This is a genomic window from Micromonospora sp. WMMD987 (assembly GCF_029581435.1).
Classification (GTDB): Bacteria; Actinomycetota; Actinomycetes; order Mycobacteriales; family Micromonosporaceae; genus Micromonospora; species Micromonospora rifamycinica.
Window position 1 is genome coordinate 879,170 of sequence record NZ_CP120861.1, and the last position, 21,492, is coordinate 900,661.

The following is a 21,492-nucleotide window of genomic DNA, read 5'->3' on the forward strand; positions in this document are numbered from 1 at the left end:
AACCCGTCGGGCCGGCGGCTCCGTTCTACCTCCGGCACGAGGAGGCGGTCGACGTGAGAGCCGAAGACGAGCAGGCATTCCGCGAGTTCGTGACGGCACAGATGCCGTCGCTGCGCAAGCTAGCGTACGTGACCTGCGGTGACTGGCACGCGGCGGAGGACGCCGTGGCCAACGCGATGGTCAAGCTCTATCCCCGCTGGCGGCGGCTGGAGCGGCCCGATCTCTACGTCAAGACCATGGTCTACCGGGCCGCGATCGACGAGACCCGCCGGCCCTGGCGGCGCGAGCGGTCGGCCGGTGACGCCATGCCGGACGTCGCGTTGCGGGATCCGGCCGGCGCGACCGACGAACGGATGCGCCTGCGGGCGGCGCTCGACACCGTGCCGGCGCGGCAGCGGGCCGCCGTCGTGCTGCGGCACTACCTGGGTCTGAGCCTGGAGGACACCGCGGGTGTCCTCGACTGCACGGTGGGCACGGCCAAGAGCCAGGTCTCCCGTGGGCTGGCGAAGCTGCGCGAGGCGCTCGCCGGCGAACACATCAATCTCACCGGGAAACCGATGGAGGAGTGGGTCAATGCAGTTGCGTGAAGTGGTGGACGTCGTGACAGCCGAGGAACCGCCGATGACCCGTACCGCCGACGACATCGTCGCGGCCGGGCGGCGGGCCGAGCGGCGTCGCCGGGCCGGATTCGCGTCGGCCGGCGTGGCCGGTCTCGTCGTGGTCGCGGTCGCCGGCGCGTTCACCCTGCCGACCCTGACCGCCGAGCGCGGCACCACGGCCGCGCCGGCCCCGGCCGGCGCGACGACGACGACCGGATCCACCAGGGCCGGGTGGCCGGCCGCCGCGCCGTTCACCTTCACCTTCCGGGGGTACGACGCCGGCACCCTGCACGTGCAGAACCCGATCGTCACGTCCACCGGCTACCAGATCGCCTCCGTGTACTCCGACGGCCACATCTCGAACGACCGGCCGGTCACGGCGGAGGAGATCGGGGCGGAGGGCGATCCCGTCGAGTGGAAGAAGCGGGCTGTCGGGGGGAAACCCACGCTGTGGGCGTATCTGACCGTCTACCGGCCGGGCGTCTTCGACCCGGCCGGGATCCGCAACGCCAGGAAGGTGACCGTTGCCGGGCACCGGGCCGTGCAGGCGAACCTGCCGGTCGGCCTCGACCCGGGCAAGCCGATCAGCGAGGGCAACAAGCTGCTCGCCTGGGAGTACGCCCCCGACGCCTGGGCCGCGGTGACGTCGGTCTCCAGCGACCCGGCGACGCCGAGCTTCCAGAACCTGGGCGGCCTGGTCGGCGGGCTGAAGCCGAGCCGGCCGACGCCGGCCCTGCTGCCGTTCCGGGTGGGCTACCTGCCGGACGGCTACCGGCCGTTGCAGACCGGCACGCACGCGATGCCGGGCCTGAGCGGCATCGCCGCGGCCCGCGCCGGTGACCACGGCGGCGCGACGTACACTCGGCCGGCCGCGCCCACCTCGGGGCTGACCGCGCCGTACGACGCGGTCGAGGGCGGCATCAAAGACGGGTTCCACATCTTCGTCACGCCGGCCCGCAGCTCGAACCAGTCCCCGGAGCCGGGTGTGACGAAGTGCCACCCCGGCTCGGACCGGCAGGTCCCGGGCGACGACGCCGCGGGTGGCGGCTTCTGCAACATCTGGAACGCCGACGGCACGGTCGTCCTCCAGGTCAGCGGCATGGGCCTCGGCAACCGGCTGCCGCTGGCCGAACTGGAGCGGATCGCCCGGGGGATCACCGTCGCCGACGTCCGGGACGAGTCGACCTGGACCCCCGCCGCGCAGGCCCTGCGGCCGTGACGACCACCACCCGGCTGCCACGGCGGCCGGTCCGGCGGTAGCGGCCGGGAGGAGCCCACCACCACGACAGCGGCCCGACGCGTACGCGTCGGGCCGCTGTCGTCGGGTCCGGACCCCGGTTCAGACGATCTCGATCACCGCGGCGGTCCACATGAAACCGATGCCGGCGCCGATGGTGACCAGCCGGTCGCCGGACTTCAGGCGGCCGGTCTCGTACAGGTGGTTGATGCCGGCGAACTGGTCGCAGTTCCCCATGTGGGCGTAGTCCAGGCCCCACTCGTACGTGGTGGTGGCCGGGTCGAGGTCGAGCGTCTTGTAGAAGCTCCACTCGGCGATCGGACGGATGAGCGTCGCGTGGACGAACCACTGCGCTTCCTTGAGGGTCATCCCGGCCTCGTCGAGGAGCTGTTCGAGCACCCCGGCGACCTTCTGGCCGACCAGCCCCACGGCGTCGTCGTAGGCGTCCTCGTTCTTCATCAGCCAGTCGTCCTTGCGGGCGGTCAGGTTGACCGGCTTCCCGTCGTCGAACGGCGTCCTCGACCACGGCTCGGGGCCGCGGTAGAGCGGTTCCAGGCTCGGCTCGGTGGCGCTGACCGTGCTGATCACCCTGGCGAATCCGCCGCGCTTGGAGAGCACGGCGGCGGCCGCGCCGTCACCGAAGACGGTCTGGTCGTCGCTGGTCCACCGGTCGATGAACGGCAGGTGGAAGGCGTCACCCGAGGTGATCAACGCGGCGGTGGCCGACGGGCGGGCGGTCAGGTGCGCGGCGGCGAGTTCGATGCCGCCGAGGAGGCCGTTGCTGCCCTGGCGGATCTCCATGGTGACCGACGCGCCGTTGGCGCCCACGGTCTCCTGCTGCACGTAGTGCGCCGGACTCCAGAACTCCCGGCCCTGGTGCCCGACGTAGGCGTGCAGCACGGCGTCGACGTCCTCGGGCCGGTGCTCCGACCGTGCCAGGGCCTGCCGGCCGGCCGAGGCCGCCATCACCGGACCGGACTCGTCGGGTCCGGCCACCCGGACAGCGCGGATGCCGTTGGTCACCGCGGCGGTCGCGTCGTAGACGCCGTCGGCGACGGCCTGCTCGGCGGTGTACACGTCCTCCGGCAGGTGCACCCCGAGTCCGGCCAGGTAGATGTTGTCCCAACGCACAGCGCCTCCTTGTGGTCGCACCTAGTGCACCGAGCATGGCCGTCCGGACTCGACCGGCCCTTGAGCGGCGGGCGTCGGCCGCCGCCGGCCGTGGTCGCGGTGGGGCGCACCTGTCGGCGGGGCCAATGTGGTCGCGATGGGTGTGCCCGGGGCGGCGGGCACGGGCCGGCCGGCGTGGGGGCGGGCCGGGTCGGTGTGGCGGGGCGGGTCGGTGTGGCGGGCGGGCCGGGTCAGCGGGGCCGGCCCCGACCGGGCGGCCGGCGTGCCGCCCGGCGCGGCGGCGACGCCAGTGAGCCGTACCGCAGCAGGCAGGGCTGTGGTCGGGTCGCCCGCACCCGGGGGGCCGCGCGCACCGTCAGGGGTACCGGGGAGGCCGCTTCGCCCACGCTGACCAGTCCGCGGGCGATACCGCCGACGAACCGCCGGATCATGCCGCCCAGGGTCGACCACAGCCGTTCCATGCGGTGAGGCTGCCCCAGCGCGCTGCACCGGCGCTGGAGCGCGTCGCCCAAGCGGCGCTTGAGGCGGGTACGGCACGGTGGGGTCCGTGCCGTACCCGACTGTGGCCGTCCGGACCGGGCGGGTCAGCGCAGCAGGCTCAGCACCAGCACGACCGCCGCCAGCGTGAAGAACAGGGGGAAGTCCGGGGGCAGGATGCCGCCGAGGTGCCGGTGGAAGCGCAGGACCAGCATCATGCCGAAGAAGGCCAGGGCGTACGCGGCACCGGCCGCGGCGGCCCACGGGTGCCACCATCCGGCGACCAGGGCCGCCGCCGCGGCGGCGTCGAGCACCCCGATGAGCAGGACCAGCCAGCGCTCCGGCCGGAAACCGAAGTGCCGGGTCAGCGGGTCGATGCCGGCCTCCATGCCGATGAACATGGCCAGCCCGTGCAGGACGAACTCCATGACGAGGATGGCGGAACAGACGGCGGCGATGATCCGCAACGTGGTCTCCTAGGCGGCTGTCGGGTCGGTCGGCCGTCAGCGGCTTCGATCGACATCTATTGCCCTGCCCCGCCCGGCGCCCTCCGTGTGCCAGACAAGATCAGGGTGTCTGAATTAGATCAGTGGCACGGGAAAAAATCAATGCTCTTGACAAAGAGCAGTGCTCACTGAATGATCGGTTCCGATACCGCCGCATGACATATCCGTCTGGGCAGGGCGAAAGGAAACGCCATGAGCGAGCAAGTCCAGGTCGCGGCCGGGCGGGAGTCGGCGTTGCACCGCCGCCGCTGGCTGATCATGTCCGTGGTGTCGGTCGGTCAGCTGATGATCGCGCTCGACACCACGGTCGCCAGCGTGATGGGCCCGCAACTGCAGAAGGATCTCGGGCTCTCCGCCACCGGCCTGCAATGGGTCTTCAACAACTACATCGTGCTGTTCGGCGGCCTGTTGCTGCTCGGCGGCCGACTCAACGACGTCATCGGACGCCGCCGGATGTTCGTCGGCGGGCTGGTGCTCTTCGCGGCCGGTTCGCTGCTCGCCGCGATGGCCAACACCGACACCCAGATCATGGCCGCCCGTGCGATCCAGGGCATCGCGGCGGCCGGTCTCTCGCCGGCCTGCCTGTCCATCCTGGTCGTCGCCTTCCGGGATCCCGCCGAGCGGACCAAGGCGTTCGGTGTCTGGGGCGCGGTCATCGGGGTCGGCGCGGGTCTCGGCACGCTGCTCGGCGGGGCCATCGTCGACGTCAACTGGCGGCTCGCGTTCTACATCAACCTGCCGATCGCCGTGGTGCTGCTGTTCGCCGCGTTCGCGCTCATCCCGGGCGGTGCGCCGACCGGTCCCCGTCCCAGGGCCGACGTGCTCGGCGGCCTGACCGGCACGCTCGGCCTCGGCGCGCTGGTCTTCGCCATCGTGAGCGTCAACGACCACGGGTGGACCGGCCCGCGTACCGTGGTGTCGTTCCTGGTCGCGGCGGTGATGCTGCCGGCGTTCGTGATGATCGAGATGCGGGCCGAAGCGCCGCTGCTGCCGCTGCGGCTGTTCCGCCTGCGCGGGGTGGTCGCCGGGAGCCTCGGCGAGCTGTTCACCGCCGGCATCATGATCCCGTGCTTCATGCTGCTGCCGATCTACATGCAGAGCGTCCTCGGCTACACGCCGATGGAGACCGGGCTGGCCTACCTGCCGACCACGCTCGCCATGATGATCGTCGCCGGGCCGCTGTCCAAGGCGATCCCGAAGATCGGTGCCCGGGTGCCGTACGTCATCGGCGCCGTCCTGCTGGCCGGCATGCTGGTCCTGCTGCTGCGCACGCCGGTCGACGCGTCGTACTGGTCGGTGCTGTTCCCGATCACCACGCTGCTCGGGGTCGGCCTGGTGCTCTGCCTCATCCCGACCCCGACCGTCGGCACGTCCGAGGCGACGGAGGAGGACGCCGGCACCACCTCGGCCGTGCTCAACGTCTCCACCCAGGTCGGCGGCGCGCTCGGTCTGGCGGTCGCGGCCACCGTGCTCCAGAACCGCATCACCGAGTACGCCGCGGACGGCCGGGTCGGCCCGGAGGCGCTCAACGACGCGCTCCAGGCCGGCATCGCGACCCTCTTCGTCTGGGTCGGGCTGAGCCTGCTGACCGGCATCATCGGCTTCCGTGGCCTGCCGCCGCGGGCCCCGGCGGACGCCGTGGCCGGCACGGACGCCGGTAGCCGCCCGGTCAAGGTCGCCGGCTGACCGACCGCATCCGGACGACGGCGGCCCGACCGATGGTCGGGCCGCCGTCGTCCGCCTACCGGGTCGCCGTGGCTCAGATCCAGCCGGCGTCGCGGGCGATGCGCACCGCGTCGACCCGGGTGCGGGCACTGAGCTTCGACGTGATCGACGTGAGGTTGTTCCGGATCGTCCCGATCGACAGGTGCAGCATCGAGGCGATCTCGCCGGCCGAGTGGCCGTGCGCGGTCTGGGTGAGGATCTCCGCCTCGCGGGGTGACAACGGGCTGAAGTCGCGTTCGTTGAGCGCCGCGAGGGCGATCTGCGAGTCGACCACCCGGCGTCCCGCCGCCACCTCGCGGACGGCCGCCGCCAGGCTGGTCGGCGGTGATCCCTTGAGGATGAAGCCGGTCACCCCGGCCTCGATGCTGCGCTCCAGCATGCCGGGCCGCCCGATGCCGGTCAGGATGAGGGTGCGACAGGTCGGCACCCGGTGGTGCAACTGGCGGGCCGCGCTCAGTCCGTCGAGGCCGGGCAGATTCACGTCGATGATGGCCACCTGGGGAAGGTGGGTGAGCGCCGCTGACAGGATCTTGTCGCCCCGCGACAATTCGACGACGACCTGGAAATCCGGCTGCAACTCCAGGAGGGCGACCAGTGCCCCCCGAATCATGTGGACGTCCTCGGCCAGCAATATCTTCAACCGCGACGATGACAACATCGCACCCTTTCTGTCATCGACTATGGCGGGACCGCACAGCCTCGTCGATGAGCGGAACGAAGGCGATGCGAAGACGGGCCTGGCTCCCGGCCTGGCCCGCTCGCACACGTTCTGATATCTATTGGTGTCAGTACACTACGCCCCGGATGCCAGTCGGTGGCCCTGTCGGGTCGATCAGATGACAGAAGATCGACCCGACAGGTCAGGCCATGGCCGTCAGGACGGGATCCCGCAGCGGCTGGCCGCCGCTGAGCATGACCTCCTGGAGGCGGCGCAGGCGGGGGGCCGGCTCGACGCCCAGCTCGTCGATGAGCAGCCTACGGATGCGCTGGAACTCCTGGAGCGCGCCGGTGATTCGGCCGGATTCGTACAGCGAGACCATGTAGTGCGCGGCGAACTGCTCGTTGATCGGGTGCCGGTTGGAGAGCGTGCGCAGCTCGCCGATGATCTCGTGGTGCCGCCCCAGGCGCAGGTCGGCGGCGATCCGCCGGCTGAGCGCGGCCTCCCGGGCGTCCTGGAGCGCCATCACCTCCAGGCCGAGCAGCGGACCGAGGGGGATGTCCGGCAGCATCGGCCCGCGCCACAGGCCCAGGGCCGAGCCCAGCAGTTGGCTGGTCAGCCGGTGGTCGCCCGCCTCGGACGCCCGGGTGCCCGCCGCGCAGAGGCGGCGGAACTCCTGGGCGTCGGTGACCGCGTGGCTCAGCGAGTAGCCGCTGCGGTGGGTCACCAGGATGTCCCGGGATCCCGTCGGCTGGTCACCGACCGCCCTGTCGATAAGTCGACGGAGTTGATGGATGTACGTATGAATAGTTGTCGTCGCGCTCTGTGGAGGGCTGTTCTCCCACAGTTCCTCGAATAGGTCTGCCTTCGTCATCAACCGATTCGGGTTGAGTGCCAGCAATGTGAGTATCTGGCACGGTTTGGCGGCGGTCGGCATGATCGACCGCCCGTTGTGAGATGCGGACAACGGACCTAACAAATCGATTCGCATGGCTCCCCCGATCTGCGCAAACGCACCTTCGGTCGAGCAAGAGCCTGCCCAGGGCGGGAGTCCCGGGCCAGTGACGGAATCACCACCTCACGTGAAAATCTCACGTGAGTGCTTCCTCCGGTCGATCAACGTGCTGCTCGGGCGGCCTGCGTGCCGAGTTCGGCGTGCAGCTCGGCGCGGAGCTGCCGGGCGAACTCGGGCATCGCGTCGTCGGCGAAATAGAAGTGCCCGCCCGGGAACAGACACTGCCGCAGCGGTACGACGGTCTCCTCCTGCCAGGCCGGCAGGCTGCCCAGCGGCGCGAACGGATCGTCGATACCGCCGAAGACGGTGACCGGGCAGGGCAGCGGAGACCGGTCGACCCGGGGCCGGTAGGACGCCACCGCCTCCAGGTCGGGCCGGACGATCCCCAGGAACTGCTCGCGGAGTTCCGGCACCTCACCGATGACGGCCGGCAGGCCGCCCAGCCCGACCAACGTGCTGAGCAGGCTGTCGTCGTCCAGCGTGACCAGCCGGGCGGGATGGTCGACCGGGCTGGCCGGCGCGCAGCGGCCGGAGACACCCACCCACACCGGCGGCCGACCCTGCCCGGCCAGCAGGCGGGCCACCTCGCTGGCCACGATCGCCCCCATACTGTGGCCGAAGAGCGCGTAACGGCCGTCCGCCAGCGGCGCGACGTCGGCCAGCACCCGGTCGACGACCCGGGTCATCTCCCGGTCCGGCTGCTCGCCGTGCCGGGAACCCCGGCCCGGCAGGTCGAGCAGCAGCACGTCCCAGTCGGCCGGCAACAGCCGGACCAGCGGGTAGTAGACCATCGCGGAACTGCCCGCGTGGTGCAGCAGGACGAGCCGCACGGCGGGGTCCTCGACCGGGCGCGGTCGGATGAACGGCCTCACCGGTCCGCCCCCGCCCCCGCGCTGACCGGAGCCCGGACGCCGGCCGCGCACGCCGTGGCGCTGACCGGCTCCGCACCGGACCGCTCCGCGATCGCCGCCGCCAGCTCGCCGAGCAACTCGGTCAACGGGCGGTCGACGGCGAACTCCGCCTGCATGTCCGGCGTCGCGAAGCGGTCCTCCACGCTGCGGACGAAGAGCATCGCGGTGAACGAGTCCCCGCCCAGGTCGGCGAAGGTGGCCGCCAGGTCCAGCTCGTCGGCCTTGAGGGCGGCGGCCAGCTCGTCGCGGAGGAAGGCGACGATCGCGTCGGTGCCGGCCACCGGGGACACGGCCGCCGACAGGGGCGACGCCACCGGGGCCGACGCCTCGTACCCGCCGGGGCGGGGCTCGTCGACCCAGTGCCGGCGGCGCTGGAACGGATAGGTCGGCAGGTCCGGCAGGTAGCGGGCACCCGGGGGGCGCAGCGGCTCCCCGTGCAGGTCGACACCGGCGCGGAACAGCTCGGCCAGCGCGTCCAGGAACACCTGTTCCGCCCGGAGCGGGTCGGCCGGGACGAGCACCACACGGCGGGTGCCGACACCCACCACCGCGACGTCCGCGCCGGTCGGGCCCGCACCGTGGCGCACCGGCACGCCCAGCGCGGTCAGCGCGGCCGACAGCCAGGCGGCCGGGTCGTCCCCGGGCACGCCGAGGCCGGGGAAGCGGTCCGCCAGCGGCCGTACGGCGGCGGCCAGCGTAACCGGGTCGCCGGTGTGCAGCAGCACCTCGCGGGGCACCTCGGTGACCGCGCCGGTCGGCAGGTCGACGGCGTTGCTCAGCGCGCGGGCCAACTCCCGCGCGGTGCCGCCGGTCACCGCGATCCGGTACGCCATCGGCGTACGTCCGGTCCGCAGGGTGTGGCAGATCGATCCGGCCGTCCGGTCGTCCGCCCGGTAGAGCCGGGTGCTGACCGTGGCGGCCAGCGTGCGCAGCGCCGGTTCGGTCCGGGCGGAGAGCACCAGCAGCTCGGCCCGTCCGCCCGGCTCGGCACGGTCGGTCGGCTCGGCCGGTGCCGGTGCCGGTGCGGACTGGAGCACGACGTGCGCGTTCGTGCCGCTGAGCCCGAACGCGCTGATCCCGGCGAACCGTTCGCCGGTCCAGTCACGCGGTTCGCGGACCACCTCCAGGCACTGCCGCGACCAGGGGATGAGCGGGTTGAGCGGACCCTCGCCCGGCGGCACGTCGGCGACCAGCCGACCGTGCCGGAGCATGAGCACCACCTTGATCAACGCGGCCATGCCGGCCGCCGCCTCCAGGTGGCCGAGCCGGGCCTTGACGCTGCCCACCCGCAACGGGTCACCGGTCGCCCGGTCGCGCCCGAACACGCCGTGCAGCGCCGCCGCCTCGATGGGGTCGCCGAGCGAGGTGCCGGTCCCGTGCGCCTCCAGGTAGGAGACCTGCGCCGGCGCGACGTCGGCGTCCCGGAGCGCGGCCAGGATCACCTCCTGCTGGGCGGGGCCGTTCGGCACGGTGAGCCCGGACGACGCGCCGTCGTGGTTGACCGCGGTGCCGCGCAGCACCGCCAGCACCGGGCGGTCCTCGGCGAGGGCGTCGTCGAGGCGCATCACCACCACGGTGGCGACGCCCTCGCCCCGGCCGTAGCCGTCGGCACCGTCCAGGAACGGCTTGGACCGGCCGTCCGGGGCGACCGCGCGGCTCTGGCACAGCGACACCATCAGCTGTGGCGAGAACAGCAGGTTCGCGCCACCGACCAGGGCGTACCGGCACTCCCGACCGCGTAGCGCGCGAGCCGCCGAGTGCAGCGCCACCAGCGACGACGAACACGCGGTGTCGATGCTGACGGCCGGACCGCGCAACCCGAGCGCGTAGCTGATCCGCCCGGCCGCGAAGCAGTGCCCGCCACCGGTGCCGTAGTACGGGTCGAGGCGTTCCGGGTCGCCGTCGGTGAACCGCTGCCCGTACTCGGAGGCCATGATGCCGACGTAGACGCCCGCGTCCAGCCGTCCACCACGGCGGACCGCGATGCCGGCCCGCTCCAACGCCTCCCAGGACGTCTCCAGCAGCAACCGCTGCTGCGGATCCAGCGACTCGGCCTCCCGGTTGGAGATGCCGAAGAAGTCGGCGTCGAAACCGGCCACGTCCCGCAGGAAGCCGGCCCGTCGGACGTACGACCGTCCGGCCCGGCCGACCTCCGGGTGGTACGCGGCCCGCAGCCCCGGCCGGTCGGCCGGGATCTCGCACGCCACCTCCCCGGTGCCGTCGAGCAGGTCCCAGTACGCCTCGGGGGTGCTGATCCCGCCCGGGAAGCGCAGCGCCATGCCGACCACCGCCAGGGGGGCGTGCCGCTCCTGCTCCAACTCGCGGACCCGCGCCCGCAGGGCACGGGACTGCCGTAACTGCTCCTCGACCAGGGCGCGCAACTGTGTGGAATCCACGTCGCTCCTCGCTTCTCGCTGACGGCCTCGCGGCACCGGTGCACGACTACGGCGGACCGTACCGACGCGTTCTTGAGACCCCCTGAGGTCCGCGCCGGGCGCGGAGCGTCAAGAGCCGCTCAAGGGGGCCCGGACAGACTCGGCCCCATCGACGGCAGGAGGCGCAGTCATGACCCGCAACACGGTGCAGGGCATCCTCGGGTGCATCGGCGGCACACCGCTGGTCGAACTCGACGGCCTGCTGCGTGACCGACCGGCCCGGGTGTTCGGCAAGCTCGAACTGGCCAACCCGGGCGGCAGCATCAAGGACCGCACGGCGCTGAACATGCTGTTGCACGGCATCCGTAGCGGCGAACTGGTCCCGCACCGGTCGGTGGTGATCGAGTCCAGTTCGGGCAACCTGGCGGTCGGCATCGCGCAGATCTGCCGGTACTTCGGGCTGCGGTTCATCTGCGTGGTGGACGCCAAGACCACCCCGCAGAACCTGGCGATCCTGCGCGCCTTCCAGGCCGAGATCGAGCTGATCGAGGAGCCCGACCCGGTCACCGGGGAGTTCCTGCCGATCCGCCTGCAACGGGTCCGCGAGCTGGTGGCGCGCGAGCCGCACAGCTTCTGGCCGAACCAGTACGCCAACCCGCGCAACCCGCAGGCGCACCACCGCACCATGCGGGAGATCGTCGACGCGCTGCCCGGCGACCCGGACTTCATCTTCTGCGCCACCAGCACCTGCGGCACGTTGACCGGGGTCACCGAGTACGTCCGGGAGCACCGGATGGGCACCACGGTCGTCGCGGTGGACGCGGTGGGCAGCGCCATCTTCGGCGACGAGAGCCGCCGCCGGTTGATCCCGGGCCACGGGGCCTCGGCCCCGCCGCCGCTGCTCGACCCGGCCAGCACCTGGCCCGTGGTGCACGTGTCCGATCTGGACGCGGTGGTCGGCTGCCGCCGGCTGATGGCGCGGGAGGCGATCCTGGCCGGCGGCTCCTCCGGCGCGGTGGTGTCGGCGCTGGAGCGCTACCGCGACCAGATCCCGGCCGGGGCCACCTGCGTGCTCATCTTCCCCGACCGCGGGGAGCGCTACCTCAACACGATCTATTCCGACACCTGGGTCCGGCAGAACTTCGGTGAGGTGTCGCACCTGTGGAAGGAATCCGGGATCGCAGCCGCCGGGCGGCTGTGACGACCGGCAGGCATTCGACGAGAGGGACGATGATGCGGATCTCCGCGCTTCCCGACGGTCTTCCGACCGTCATCGAGTACGACGGCAACGGCGCGATCCTCGACACGGTGCGCGACAACCGCGCCGCCATCCGGTCGCTCATCACCGAGCAGGGCGCGGTGCTGTTCCGCGGCTTCGACGTCGGCGGTGTCGAGGGGCTGCACCGCGTGGTGCGGGCGCTCTCCGGTGAGCCGCTGGACTACACCGAGCGGTCCTCGCCGCGCAGCAGCCTCTCCGGGAACGTCTTCACCTCGACGGACTACCCGGAGAACGAGGAGATCTTCCTGCACAACGAGTGCTCGTACCAGCAGAACTGGCCGATGAAGGTCTACTTCTACTGCCTCACCCCGGCCGCGACGCAGGGTGCCACCCCGTTCGCCGACGTCCGCCGGGTCCTCGACCACATCGACCCGGCGGTGGTCGAGGAGTTCACCCGCCGCAAGTGGTCGTACGTGCGCAACTTCGGCGCGATGGGCGGCACCTGGCAGTACTTCTACGACACCGACGACCGGGCCGAGGTCGAGCGGTACTGCGCGGCGCAGAACATCCAGGTCGAGTGGATCGGCGCGGACGGACTGCGCACCCGGGCGGTGCGCGACGCCGTCCGCCGGCACCCGGTCACCGGGGCCGAGGTGTGGTTCAACCACGCCACCTTCTTCCACGTGGACACGCTGCCGGCCGTCTACCGCGAGGAGATGCTGGACATGTTCGGGGCGGAGAACCTGCCGACGAACAGCTACTACGGCGACGGTGGGGAGATCCCGGCCGAGGTGACCAAGCACCTCCAGGAGGCGTACCGGGCCGCCAGCACCCGCTTCGACTGGCAGCGTGACGACCTGGTCGTCATCGACAACATGCTGACCGCACACGGTCGCGAGCCGTACACCGGGGCCCGGAAGATCGCCATCGCCATGGCCGAGGCGTCGGACGCGGCGGTCGGGACGCCGTGACCACCTCCGTCGGCCCGACGCTCGTGGTGCGCCCGGCGGTCCCGGACGACCTGGACGGGATCACCCGGATGGAGGTCGGGCCGGACACCACGTCGTACCTCGGCGTCACCGGCCGGGACTACCACCTGGCGGCGTTCGCGGACGCCGACCAGGAACACCTGGTCGCCGTGGTCGGGACGACGGTCGGCGGGTTCGTCCTGCTGGCCGGGCTGCGCGACGGCGGCGGTCGGGTGGAGCTGCGCCGGGTCGTGCTGGACCACGGGATCCGGGGCCGGGGCCACGGCCGGGCGATGTTCCGGGCCGCGGTGGCCCACGCCTTCGAGCGGCACGACGCCCGGTCCGTCTGGCTGGACGTCAAGCCGTACAACCACCGGGCCCAGGCGCTCTACGTCTCCGAGGGATTCCGCCCGGACGGCACGATCCCGGATCCGCAGCACCCCGGCGGGGTGCTGCTGCTGATGACACGGGCGCGCGACGACCGCGCCGCCGCAACCGAGAGTGAGGACTGAGGATGAGGGAGAAGCTGGCGCTCGTCGACCCGGACGTGACCGGATCGGCGTTCACCGCCGGTCACGCGGGCGACGCCGGATGCGAGCGGTGCGTGGCCGAGCTGACCGAGGCCGGCGACGATTTCGTCGGGGCGTTCGCCAAGCGTGACTACGAGCGGTTCATCGGTCACTTCATCGGCCCCAACGCCACCGGCCTGGGCGCCGACGGGACCGTCGGCATGAACCGCGACGCCTGGGGCCGGATCCTCCGGGAGTACTTCGAGGAGCCGACCTGGACGCTGACGGTCACCCCGATCAAGACCGTGGTCCAGCAGTGCGTCAGCGGCCAGATCCTCGAAGTGGTCCGCTTCGACTCGGCCGAGATGACCATCACCTTCGTGCACGCCACCTGCTGGCTGCGCGACCACGGCACGTGGAAGGTGGTGCTGCAGACCGAGGCCGGTCCGCTCCAGGACACCCAGGCGCTGCTGGACCGGGTGGCCGAGCAGCAGGCCGAGGCGGTCGGGTCATGACGCAGATCCTCCCCGCCCCGGTCGACGCCGGGCCGGCGCCGGACCGGCGCGGCCGACCCGAGTTCCACGGTTCGGCGGTGGCGGCGTTCCGGGAGGCGGTCGCGGCCCACCCCGACCGGGCCGCGGTCGTCGGCGTGGACGCCACGCTCAGCTACGCCGAGCTGGACGACCGCAGCGACCGGCTGGCCACCCTGCTGACCGCCCGTGGCGCCGGACCGGAGTGCGCCGTGGGCGTGCTGCTGCCCCGGACCGCCGACCTGATCGTCGCGATCCTCGGCATCCTCAAGGCCGGCGCGGTCTACGTGCCGTTCGACCCGGAGCAGCCGGCCCAGCGCCTCGGTCGGATCGTCCGGGACGCCGCGCCGGTCACCACGATCACCCACGCCGGCCTGGTCGGCTCGCTGCCCGAGGGGTCCGGACCCGATCCGGTGCTGCTCGACCGCACCGACTGGTCCGGGGTGCCGCGGTCGGAGCCGGTCGCCCTGCACCCCGACAACCTGGCGTACGTCATCTTCACCTCCGGCTCGACCGGGCGGCCGAAGGGCGTCGAGGTGTCCCACCGGGCGCTGGTCAGCTTCCTCAACGGCATGGAGCAGGGCGGTTTCTTCGGGCCGCCCGGCGCCCGGCTGGCCTGGAACGCCTCCATCGCGTTCGACGCGTCGGTGCAGGAGTGGGTGCGGGTCTTCCGGGGCGACACGGTCGGCGTGCTCACCGACGACATGCGCCGCGACGCCGAGGAGTTCGCCGAGTTCATCGTCGAGCGCGGGCTCACCGAGGCGGACATGACCCCGTCGCACGCGCAGATGCTCATCGAGGACCTGGCCGCCGTCGCCGGCCCGGAGCGGCACCTGCGGCTCTTCATCGCCGGCGAGGCGGTGCCCCCCGCCCTGTGGGCGCGGTTGCAGACGCTGGTCGGCGACGGCTCGGTCACCGCCATGAACCTGTACGGGCCGACCGAGGCCGCGGTCAACGTGGCCGGCACGTTCATCCGGCCCGGCGAGAGCCCGACCATCGGCCGCCCGCTGGCCGGGGTCCAGGCCCGCGTGGTGGACGCCGACCTGGTGCCGGTACCCGACGGCACCCCCGGCGAGCTGTGCGTGGCCGGACCCTACCTGGCCCGGGGCTACTCGGGCCGGCCCGGCCTGACCGCCGCGCGGTTCGTGCCCGATCCGCTGTCGACCGACGGCGCCCGGATGTACCGGACCGGGGACCGGGTGGTCCGGCGGGCCGACGGGGTCATCGAGTACATCGGCCGCACCGACGACCAGATCAAGATCCGTGGGCACCGGGTCGAACTCGGCGAGATCGAGTCGGTGCTCGCCGACCACCCGGACGTCAGCCGCGCGGTGATGCTCTACCACGGCGGGGAGGACGGCGGGCGGCTCTCCGCCGTGCTCCACCTGCGTCCCGGCGGCGACCTGGCGGCCGTCCGGGCGTACGCGGCGGGCCAGTTGCCGAGCTGGATGCAACCCGGCGACTGGGTGGTCGTCGACACCATCCCCCTGACCGTCGGCGGCAAGGCCGACCGCGGTGCCCTCATCCGACGGCTCACGTCCACCGAGGACGGCCCGGACGGATCCGACACTCCCGAGGAGACACAGATGAAGGTCGACGCCACGGACACCGTCCGTGAGGTGTGGTGCACCGTCCTCGAACTGGAGAAGGTCGACGAGGACGACGACTTCTTCCTCATCGGCGGCCACTCGCTCAACGCCATGCAGGTCGCCACCCGGCTGCGGACCAGCCTGGGCGGGGTCAAGGTGCCTACCCGGATGCTGTTCGAGCACCGTACGTTCGGCGCCTTCACCGCCGCCGTCAACGAGCGGGTGAACACCGCGGCGGTGTCGGCATGAGCGGCTGGCGGGTGCTGGTCAACCACGAGGAGCAGTACGGCCTGTGGCCGGCCGGTCGCCCCGACCCCGGCGGCTGGCGTCCGGCCGGCTTCGAGGGCACCGAGGAGGAGTGCGTCAGCCACGTCGACCGGGTCTGGACCGACCTGCGGCCGGCGTCGCTGCGACGCGCCACCGCCGGGCGGACCGGCAGCTAGGACCGGTCGGCCGGATCCCCTCCCGGCAGCGGACCATCCCGCCGTACGACGACTCAGGAGCTGATGAGCACCATGTTCCAGGTACCACCGTTCGCGATCATCTCCGGCCGGCAGGTGCACGACGTCCTGCACGGGCGGGAGCGCGAGGTCACCGAGCTGGTCGAAAGCGCCTACCGGCTGCACGGCGAGGGCGAGACGACCAACCCGGACTCCTACTTCCTGCGTTTCCCGGACCGGCCGCGGGACCGGATCATCGCCCTGCCCGCGTCGGTCCGGGGCAAGGTCGGCGTGCACGGCCTCAAGTGGATCTCCAGCTTCCCGGAGAACGTGGCGGCCGGCATCCCGCGCGCCTCGGCGGTGCTGGTCCTCAACGACTTCGAGACCGGCTACCCGATCGCCTGTCTGGAAGCGTCGATCATCAGCGCGGCCCGGACGGCGGCGTCGGCGGCGTCGGCGGCGGTCCGGCTCTCCGCGGCGCGCGGGGTCACCCCCCGCCGCCTCGGCGTGGTCGGCGCCGGCGTCATCGCCCGCTACACCCACCGCTACCTGCACGCCAACGGCCTGCGGTTCGAGTCGGTCGGCGTGCACGACCTGTCGGCGGAGCACGCCGCCGGCTTCGGCGACCACCTGCGCCGCTGCGGCGAGCAGGTGGTCACCCACGACCGTCTCGACGGGCTGCTGGCCGACAGCGACCTGGTGCTGTTCACCACCGTCGCCGGCGAGCCGCACGTGAGCGACCCGGCACTGTTCGGCCACGCACCGCTGGTGCTGCACCTGTCCCTGCGTGACCTCGACCCGGACGTCATCCTCGACGCCTGGAACGTGGTCGACGACGTCGAACACGTGATGAAGGCCGGCACCTCGGTCCACCTCACCGAGCAGCGGGTCGGCCACCGGGACTTCGTGGCCGGCACGCTGTGCGACGTGCTGACCGGCGGCATCACCCCGCCCGCGGACCGGCCGGTGGTGTTCTCCCCGTTCGGGCTCGGCGTCCTCGACCTGGTGCTGGCCAAGCACGTCTACGACCAGGTGAGCGCCGACGACGCGCTGGTCTGCGTCCCGGACTTCTTCCACGACGTCCAGCGGTACGGCTGAGCGCCTGATCACGACCGCCCGAACCCGAAGGCGAGACGACCATGAGACTGATCGCACTGAGCGAGGTGCTGCCCGGTGAGCCCGTCACCAACCGTGACATGGCCGAGCGTTTCGGCCTGCACGAGCGGTGGCTGGACTCCGTCACGGGCAACCGTACCCGCTACTTCTGCCGGCCGGACAGCCCCACGGGCGTACCGAAGACCACCGGCGACCTGGCCACCGAGGCGGGGGAGCAGGCCCTGGTCCGGGCCGGGGTGGACCCGGCGGCCATCGACTTCCTCATCCTCTCCACGGCCTCGCCGGACCACCTGATGCCGGCGACCGTCAACCTGGTCGCCGACCGGCTCGGCCTCAACGACCTGCCCACGTTCCAGCTGACCTCGGGCTGCGCGGGGGCGTTGCAGGGCCTCTACACCGCCCGTGCGCTGCTCGCCTCCGGTCTGCGCCGCGGCCTGGTCATCGGTGCCGACACCTGCCGCAACATGCTGCCGCCCGGCGACGCGGTGGCCCAGCTCCGACCGGCCGAGATGGTCAACTTCGCGATGTTCGGCGACGGCGGCGGGGCGGCCGTGGTGGAGGCCGGCACGGACGGGCCGGGGCTGCTCGTCGAGCACCTCTTCCTGCGGACCGTCGGCAAGGGCCGGGCACCCGCCCAGACCGTCCGCTGGTACGGCGTTGCTGGTGCGCCGCAGGTGCCCGACGCGCACGGCCGGACGGTGCGCGAGGCGATGGGCGAGGAGGACTACAAGGCGATCGAACGGCACGTGCCGGAGGCCGCCCGCGCCATCCTCGACGAGCTGGTGGCGGTCACCGGGTGGCGGCTGCCGGACGTCGAGCACGTCCTCACCCCGCAGCTCAACGGCGTGATGACCGAACGGATCCGGGACTACCTCGGGGTCGGCGAGCAGCAGGCGGTGTCCTGCGTGGCGGACACCGGCAACAACGGCAACGCGCTGCCGTTCATCCAGCTCAACCGGGCGCTACGGCGGATCCGCGGCGGGGTGGGCGGGGGCGGCCGGATGCTGGTGGCGACCGTCGAGTCGTCGAAGTGGGTGCTGGCCGGGATGGCCCTGCGCCACCGGGCGGAGGGTGGCCCCGATGTCGGTTGACCAGGGCACCCCGCCCGCGCCGACCACCGGCCGGGTCGCGCTGGCCGGGTTGCGGGCCACCCTCGCCGACACCCCGCCGGACCTGGCGACGGTCCGCGAGCTGCTCGACCGGGTACCCGATCCGCTCGACCTGGAGGCGGCCGGCCGTCTCCTGCGCGGAGCCCGGGGCCGGGCCGCGCTGGCCGACGCCGACCTGCCGAGGACGCGCCTGGCCCTGCTGGGCAGCTCCACGATGGACGCCCTGCCGCCGATGATCACGGCGGCGGCGTTCCGCCGGGGGATCCTCGCCGAGATCCGGATGGCCGGCTTCAACCAGTGGCAGCTGGAGATCGCCGCCGGGGCGCCCGAGCTGTCCACGCTGCGGCCCCGGCTGGTCGGCTGCCTCCTCGACGACGCGGCGGTCTTCGACCGGGTGGCCGACCCGGTCGACCTCGACGAGGTGGAGGCCCGCTGCGCGGCCTTCCCGGCGGAGCTGGCCGCCTGGGTCACCGCCGCCCGCGACACGCTCGGCGGGCTCGTCGTGCTCACCACCGTTCCGCTCCATCCGTTGCGGTCGCGCCGGCTGGTCAGCTACGCCGCCCGCGCCCGGCTCGCCGCCGCCTGGTCGACGATGAACGCCGGGCTGGCCGCGCTGGCCGCCGACCTGCCGTCGACCGTGGTGCTGGACCACGGCGACCTGGCCGAGGCGGCCGGCGGCATCTTCGCCGACCACCGGATGCGCCAGGTGGCCGGGCACGCCTACGCGCCGGGCTACCTGCTCGCGTACGCCGAGGAGCTGTCCCGGGTCGCCGCCGCCGACCTGGGCCGCGCCGCGAAGTGCCTGGTCCTCGACCTGGACAACACGCTCTGGGACGGCGTGGTCGGCGACGTCGGCACCGCCGGACTGCGGATCGGCGGCAGCTATCCGGGAACCGCGCACACCGAACTCCAGCGGCTGGCCCTCGACCTCTGCGCCCAGGGCGTCCTGCTGGCGGTCAGCTCCAAGAACGACGAGCCGGTCGCCGTGGAGGCGCTCGACAACCATCCCGAGATGCTGCTGCGCAGCGCCCACCTGGTGGCCCGGCGGATCGACTGGGAGCCCAAGGCCGGCAACGTCCGGGCGATGGCCGTCGAGCTGAACCTCGGCAGCGACGCGTTCGTCTTCGTCGACGACAACCCGGTCGAGCGGGAACTGATGCGCCGGATGGCACCGGAGGTCACCACCGTCGAGTTGCCCGACGACCCGGCGGGGTACGCCGCCGCGCTCGCCGCCCGGGGCGACTTCCTGGTGCTCTCGGTCACCGACGAGGACCGCGACCGCACCACCCTGTACCGCCGGCAGGCCCGACGGCGCGAGGTCGAGCAGCAGGCGACCAGCCTGGCCGACCACCTGGCCCGGCTCGGCACCCGGCTCACCGTCGAGCCGTGCACGCCGGTCAACGCCGGGCGGATCACCCAGCTCTTCGCCAAGACCAACCAGTGCAACCTCACCGGCGTGCGGTACGGCGCGGGCGAGGTGGACAGGTCCGGCACGGACGGTGCCCCCACCTTCTTCACGGCCCGCCTCGGCGACACGTTCGGCGACCACGGGCTGATCGCCGCGATCGCGCTGGACCGGGCCACGGACGGCAGCTGGCGCATCGGCAACTTCGTGCTCAGCTGCCGGGTGTTCAGCCGTGGGGTGGAGGGCACCCTGCTCGGGCTGGTGCTGCGCGCGGCCGTTGCGGCCGGCGCACCCGGCGTCACCGGCACGTTCCGGCCGACCGACCGCAACGGCCGGTTCGCCGACCTCTACCCCTCGCTCGGGTTCCACCCCACCGGCGACGCCGGCGGGTTCCGGCACGACCTGGCGCGGCTGCCCGACCTGAGTCCCTTCATCGAGATCACGCATGAACCGGAGGTGTTCCGTGTTGGCTGAGGACCTGGTGGTCGAGGTCATCACCGACCTGCTCGACCTGCCCGGCGGGACCGTCGCGGCGGACACCCCGCTGGCCGCGGTGGACGGCTGGGACTCGGTCAACGCGCTACGGGTGCTGGTGTACCTGGAGCGCGAGGTGGGCCGTCCCCTCGACTACGAGCGGTTCGCCGCGGTCGCCACCGTCGGCGAACTCGCCGAACTCGTCGACGCCGACGCGGGGATCCGCCGGTGAGCGCCGTGGAGGAAACCGACGTCCTGATCGTCGGTGGCGGCCCCGCGGGCGCCCTGCTCGGCTTCCTGCTGGCCCGCCGGGGCATCGGCGTCCTCGTGGTCGAGAAGCAGACGTCCCTGGAGCGCGACTTCCGGGGCGAGACGGTGGCCGCGCCGTCGGTGGTGACGCTGCGAAGGCTCGGCTTCGGCCCGGCGCTCGACGCCCACGGCTTCCTGCGGACCGAGGGCGTCACCATGCGCATGGAGGGCCGCCGGGTGATGCACGTCGACTACCGGCGGTTCGCGCTCGGCGAGGTGCCGGTGGACATCCCCCAACCCGCGCTCATCGCCATGTTCAGCGACGCGGCGGCGGAGTACCCGACGTTCGAGTACCGCTTCGGCACCTCGTTCACCGGGCTGCTGCGCGACGGCGAGACCGTCACCGGGGCCCGGCTGCGCCGCCGCGACGGCTCGACGAGCGAGGTCCGCGCCCGGCTGGTGGTCGGCGCCGACGGCCGGTTCTCCAAGGTGCGGCACGCGGCCGGCATCACCGCCGACGTGCAGCACATGGCCCGCGACTTCCTCTCCTTCAAGCTGCCCCGCCCGGCCGGCTGGGGTCTCCAGGCGGAACTGGTCGTCGACCGCGACCGGCACCTGGTGGTGCTCCCCACCTTCCCGGACTTCCTCCGGGTCGGCCACAACCTGCCCAAGCGGGGACTCGGTGCGCTGCGCGCCGCGGGCTTCGAACCGTTCAAGGCCGGCATCATGGCGCTCGACCCGCGGCTGGCCCCGGTCGTCGCCGAGCACCTCAACTCGTGGGACGACACGTCGTTCCTGGAGATCTTCACGGCCGAGGTGCCGGAGTGGACCCGCGACGGGCTGGTGCTGATCGGCGACGCCTCGCACACCTGCACCCCGATCCTCGGCCAGGGCGTCAACCTGGCCATCCAGGACGCCGTGGTGATCGCGCCGGTCATCGCCGACGCGCTGGCCACCGCCGGCCCGGTCCCCGCCGCCGCGTTCGCCGGGTTCGTCACCGAGCGGCGTCGCCACAAGGCGCACGTCACCAGCTTCCAACGGCTCCAGGAGAAGGCGCTGGCCACCGGCAGTACCCCCGGTGTGCTGCTGCGTCGCGCCCGGTACCGGCTGCTCGACGCCCTGCCGCTGAAGTACCGCATCTTCGGCGGCGTCCTCAACGCGCCCCACGGCATCGACCCGGCCGACCTGGCCGTGCCGGCCGGCGTGGGCCGGTCCGGCCTCGGCGTCTGACCCACCCGGCCCCACAAGCC

Annotated in this window: 21 protein-coding genes; 14 read left to right on the top strand and 7 right to left on the bottom strand. The window is 72.6% G+C overall.

Going from position 1 to position 21,492, the window contains the following annotated elements; all coding sequences use genetic code 11:
• Positions 1-53 precede the first annotated feature (53 nt).
• Positions 54-587, top strand: a complete 534-nt coding sequence (locus O7612_RS03975) for a SigE family RNA polymerase sigma factor (RefSeq protein WP_282270553.1) — start codon at positions 54-56, stop codon at positions 585-587.
• Positions 574-1,818: a hypothetical protein gene (locus tag O7612_RS03980; RefSeq protein ID WP_282270555.1), complete on the top strand. Its 1,245-nt coding sequence runs from the start codon at positions 574-576 to the stop codon at positions 1,816-1,818. The genes O7612_RS03975 and O7612_RS03980 overlap by 14 nt, the downstream gene beginning before the upstream one ends.
• Positions 1,819-1,938: 120 nt before the next feature.
• On the opposite strand, the gene O7612_RS03985 is transcribed toward O7612_RS03980, so the two are convergent.
• The 3 genes from O7612_RS03985 to O7612_RS03995 all read right to left on the bottom strand — a co-directional run bounded on the left by O7612_RS03985 (position 1,939) and on the right by O7612_RS03995 (position 3,911).
• Entirely contained in the window at positions 1,939-2,967 is a 1,029-nt protein-coding gene (locus O7612_RS03985) for a ketoacyl-ACP synthase III family protein (RefSeq protein WP_282270557.1), read from the bottom strand.
• Between the two features lie 230 nt (positions 2,968-3,197).
• Positions 3,198-3,428 (bottom strand): hypothetical protein, encoded by a 231-nt coding sequence (locus O7612_RS03990; protein ID WP_282270559.1) that lies wholly within the window; start codon positions 3,426-3,428, stop codon positions 3,198-3,200.
• Between the two features lie 123 nt (positions 3,429-3,551).
• Positions 3,552-3,911 (bottom strand): hypothetical protein, encoded by a 360-nt coding sequence (locus O7612_RS03995; protein ID WP_282270561.1) that lies wholly within the window; start codon positions 3,909-3,911, stop codon positions 3,552-3,554.
• A gap of 231 nt (positions 3,912-4,142) precedes the next feature.
• Between O7612_RS03995 and O7612_RS04000 the strand changes: the two genes are divergently transcribed.
• The gene (locus tag O7612_RS04000; RefSeq protein ID WP_282270563.1) at positions 4,143-5,636 is read left to right on the top strand and encodes an MFS transporter; all 1,494 of its coding nucleotides are present in this window, start codon (positions 4,143-4,145) and stop codon (positions 5,634-5,636) included.
• A 73-nt stretch (positions 5,637-5,709) separates the two neighbouring features.
• Here O7612_RS04000 and O7612_RS04005 read toward each other — a convergent pair whose 3' ends face one another.
• The 4 genes from O7612_RS04005 to O7612_RS04020 form a co-directional block, all read right to left on the bottom strand.
• Positions 5,710-6,315, bottom strand: coding sequence for a response regulator transcription factor (locus O7612_RS04005; protein ID WP_282270564.1), 606 nt, complete (start codon positions 6,313-6,315; stop codon positions 5,710-5,712).
• 220 nt (positions 6,316-6,535) lie between these two features.
• The gene (locus O7612_RS04010) at positions 6,536-7,324 is read right to left on the bottom strand and encodes an AfsR/SARP family transcriptional regulator (RefSeq protein ID WP_348774263.1); all 789 of its coding nucleotides are present in this window, start codon (positions 7,322-7,324) and stop codon (positions 6,536-6,538) included.
• Between the two features lie 125 nt (positions 7,325-7,449).
• Entirely contained in the window at positions 7,450-8,178 is a 729-nt protein-coding gene (locus O7612_RS04015; RefSeq protein WP_282270566.1) for an alpha/beta fold hydrolase, read from the bottom strand.
• A gap of 38 nt (positions 8,179-8,216) precedes the next feature.
• A complete protein-coding gene (locus O7612_RS04020) occupies positions 8,217-10,655 on the bottom strand; it encodes a type I polyketide synthase (RefSeq protein WP_282270568.1) in 2,439 nt (812 codons plus the stop codon).
• Between the two features lie 169 nt (positions 10,656-10,824).
• On the opposite strand from O7612_RS04020, the gene sbnA reads away from it, so the two are divergent.
• The 11 genes from sbnA (at position 10,825) to O7612_RS04075 (ending at position 21,472) form a co-directional block, all read left to right on the top strand.
• The gene (gene sbnA, locus O7612_RS04025; RefSeq protein WP_067303214.1) at positions 10,825-11,835 is read left to right on the top strand and encodes a 2,3-diaminopropionate biosynthesis protein SbnA; all 1,011 of its coding nucleotides are present in this window, start codon (positions 10,825-10,827) and stop codon (positions 11,833-11,835) included.
• Between the two features lie 32 nt (positions 11,836-11,867).
• Positions 11,868-12,824, top strand: a complete 957-nt coding sequence (locus tag O7612_RS04030; RefSeq protein WP_282273787.1) for a TauD/TfdA family dioxygenase — start codon at positions 11,868-11,870, stop codon at positions 12,822-12,824.
• Entirely contained in the window at positions 12,821-13,333 is a 513-nt protein-coding gene (locus tag O7612_RS04035) for a GNAT family N-acetyltransferase (protein ID WP_282270572.1), read from the top strand. Before O7612_RS04030 ends, O7612_RS04035 begins: the two co-directional genes overlap by 4 nt.
• A 2-nt stretch (positions 13,334-13,335) precedes the next feature.
• Positions 13,336-13,845 (top strand): nuclear transport factor 2 family protein, encoded by a 510-nt coding sequence (locus O7612_RS04040; protein ID WP_282270573.1) that lies wholly within the window; start codon positions 13,336-13,338, stop codon positions 13,843-13,845.
• Positions 13,842-15,698: a non-ribosomal peptide synthetase gene (locus O7612_RS04045; protein ID WP_282270575.1), complete on the top strand. Its 1,857-nt coding sequence runs from the start codon at positions 13,842-13,844 to the stop codon at positions 15,696-15,698. The genes O7612_RS04040 and O7612_RS04045 overlap by 4 nt, the downstream gene beginning before the upstream one ends.
• The gene (locus tag O7612_RS04050) at positions 15,695-15,892 is read left to right on the top strand and encodes an MbtH family NRPS accessory protein (RefSeq protein WP_282270577.1); all 198 of its coding nucleotides are present in this window, start codon (positions 15,695-15,697) and stop codon (positions 15,890-15,892) included. The genes O7612_RS04045 and O7612_RS04050 overlap by 4 nt, the downstream gene beginning before the upstream one ends.
• Before the next feature lie 63 nt (positions 15,893-15,955).
• Positions 15,956-16,987 (top strand): 2,3-diaminopropionate biosynthesis protein SbnB, encoded by a 1,032-nt coding sequence (gene sbnB / locus O7612_RS04055; RefSeq protein WP_282270580.1) that lies wholly within the window; start codon positions 15,956-15,958, stop codon positions 16,985-16,987.
• Between the two features lie 41 nt (positions 16,988-17,028).
• Positions 17,029-18,096 carry a 3-oxoacyl-ACP synthase III family protein gene (locus O7612_RS04060; RefSeq protein ID WP_282270583.1) on the top strand — a complete coding sequence of 356 codons (1,068 nt, stop codon included), beginning with the start codon at positions 17,029-17,031 and terminating at the stop codon, positions 18,094-18,096.
• A complete protein-coding gene (locus O7612_RS04065) occupies positions 18,086-19,993 on the top strand; it encodes an HAD-IIIC family phosphatase (RefSeq protein WP_282270585.1) in 1,908 nt (635 codons plus the stop codon). The genes O7612_RS04060 and O7612_RS04065 overlap by 11 nt, the downstream gene beginning before the upstream one ends.
• Positions 19,986-20,225 carry an acyl carrier protein gene (locus tag O7612_RS04070; RefSeq protein WP_282270587.1) on the top strand — a complete coding sequence of 80 codons (240 nt, stop codon included), beginning with the start codon at positions 19,986-19,988 and terminating at the stop codon, positions 20,223-20,225. The genes O7612_RS04065 and O7612_RS04070 overlap by 8 nt, the downstream gene beginning before the upstream one ends.
• Positions 20,222-21,472, top strand: a complete 1,251-nt coding sequence (locus O7612_RS04075) for an FAD-dependent monooxygenase (protein ID WP_282270589.1) — start codon at positions 20,222-20,224, stop codon at positions 21,470-21,472. The genes O7612_RS04070 and O7612_RS04075 overlap by 4 nt, the downstream gene beginning before the upstream one ends.
• The last annotated feature ends 20 nt before the right edge of the window (positions 21,473-21,492 follow it).

Coding starts and splice junctions, on each gene's coding strand:
- O7612_RS03980 (WP_282270555.1), top strand. CDS start 574: ATGCAGTTGCGTGAAGTGGTGGACGTCGTGACAGCCGAGGAACCGCCG.
- O7612_RS03990 (WP_282270559.1), bottom strand. CDS start 3,428: ATGGAACGGCTGTGGTCGACCCTGGGCGGCATGATCCGGCGGTTCGTC.
- O7612_RS04000 (WP_282270563.1), top strand. CDS start 4,143: ATGAGCGAGCAAGTCCAGGTCGCGGCCGGGCGGGAGTCGGCGTTGCAC.
- O7612_RS04010 (WP_348774263.1), bottom strand. CDS start 7,324: ATGCGAATCGATTTGTTAGGTCCGTTGTCCGCATCTCACAACGGGCGG.
- sbnA (WP_067303214.1), top strand. CDS start 10,825: ATGACCCGCAACACGGTGCAGGGCATCCTCGGGTGCATCGGCGGCACA.
- O7612_RS04030 (WP_282273787.1), top strand. CDS start 11,868: ATGCGGATCTCCGCGCTTCCCGACGGTCTTCCGACCGTCATCGAGTAC.
- O7612_RS04040 (WP_282270573.1), top strand. CDS start 13,336: ATGAGGGAGAAGCTGGCGCTCGTCGACCCGGACGTGACCGGATCGGCG.
- O7612_RS04045 (WP_282270575.1), top strand. CDS start 13,842: ATGACGCAGATCCTCCCCGCCCCGGTCGACGCCGGGCCGGCGCCGGAC.
- O7612_RS04050 (WP_282270577.1), top strand. CDS start 15,695: ATGAGCGGCTGGCGGGTGCTGGTCAACCACGAGGAGCAGTACGGCCTG.
- sbnB (WP_282270580.1), top strand. CDS start 15,956: ATGAGCACCATGTTCCAGGTACCACCGTTCGCGATCATCTCCGGCCGG.
- O7612_RS04060 (WP_282270583.1), top strand. CDS start 17,029: ATGAGACTGATCGCACTGAGCGAGGTGCTGCCCGGTGAGCCCGTCACC.
- O7612_RS04065 (WP_282270585.1), top strand. CDS start 18,086: ATGTCGGTTGACCAGGGCACCCCGCCCGCGCCGACCACCGGCCGGGTC.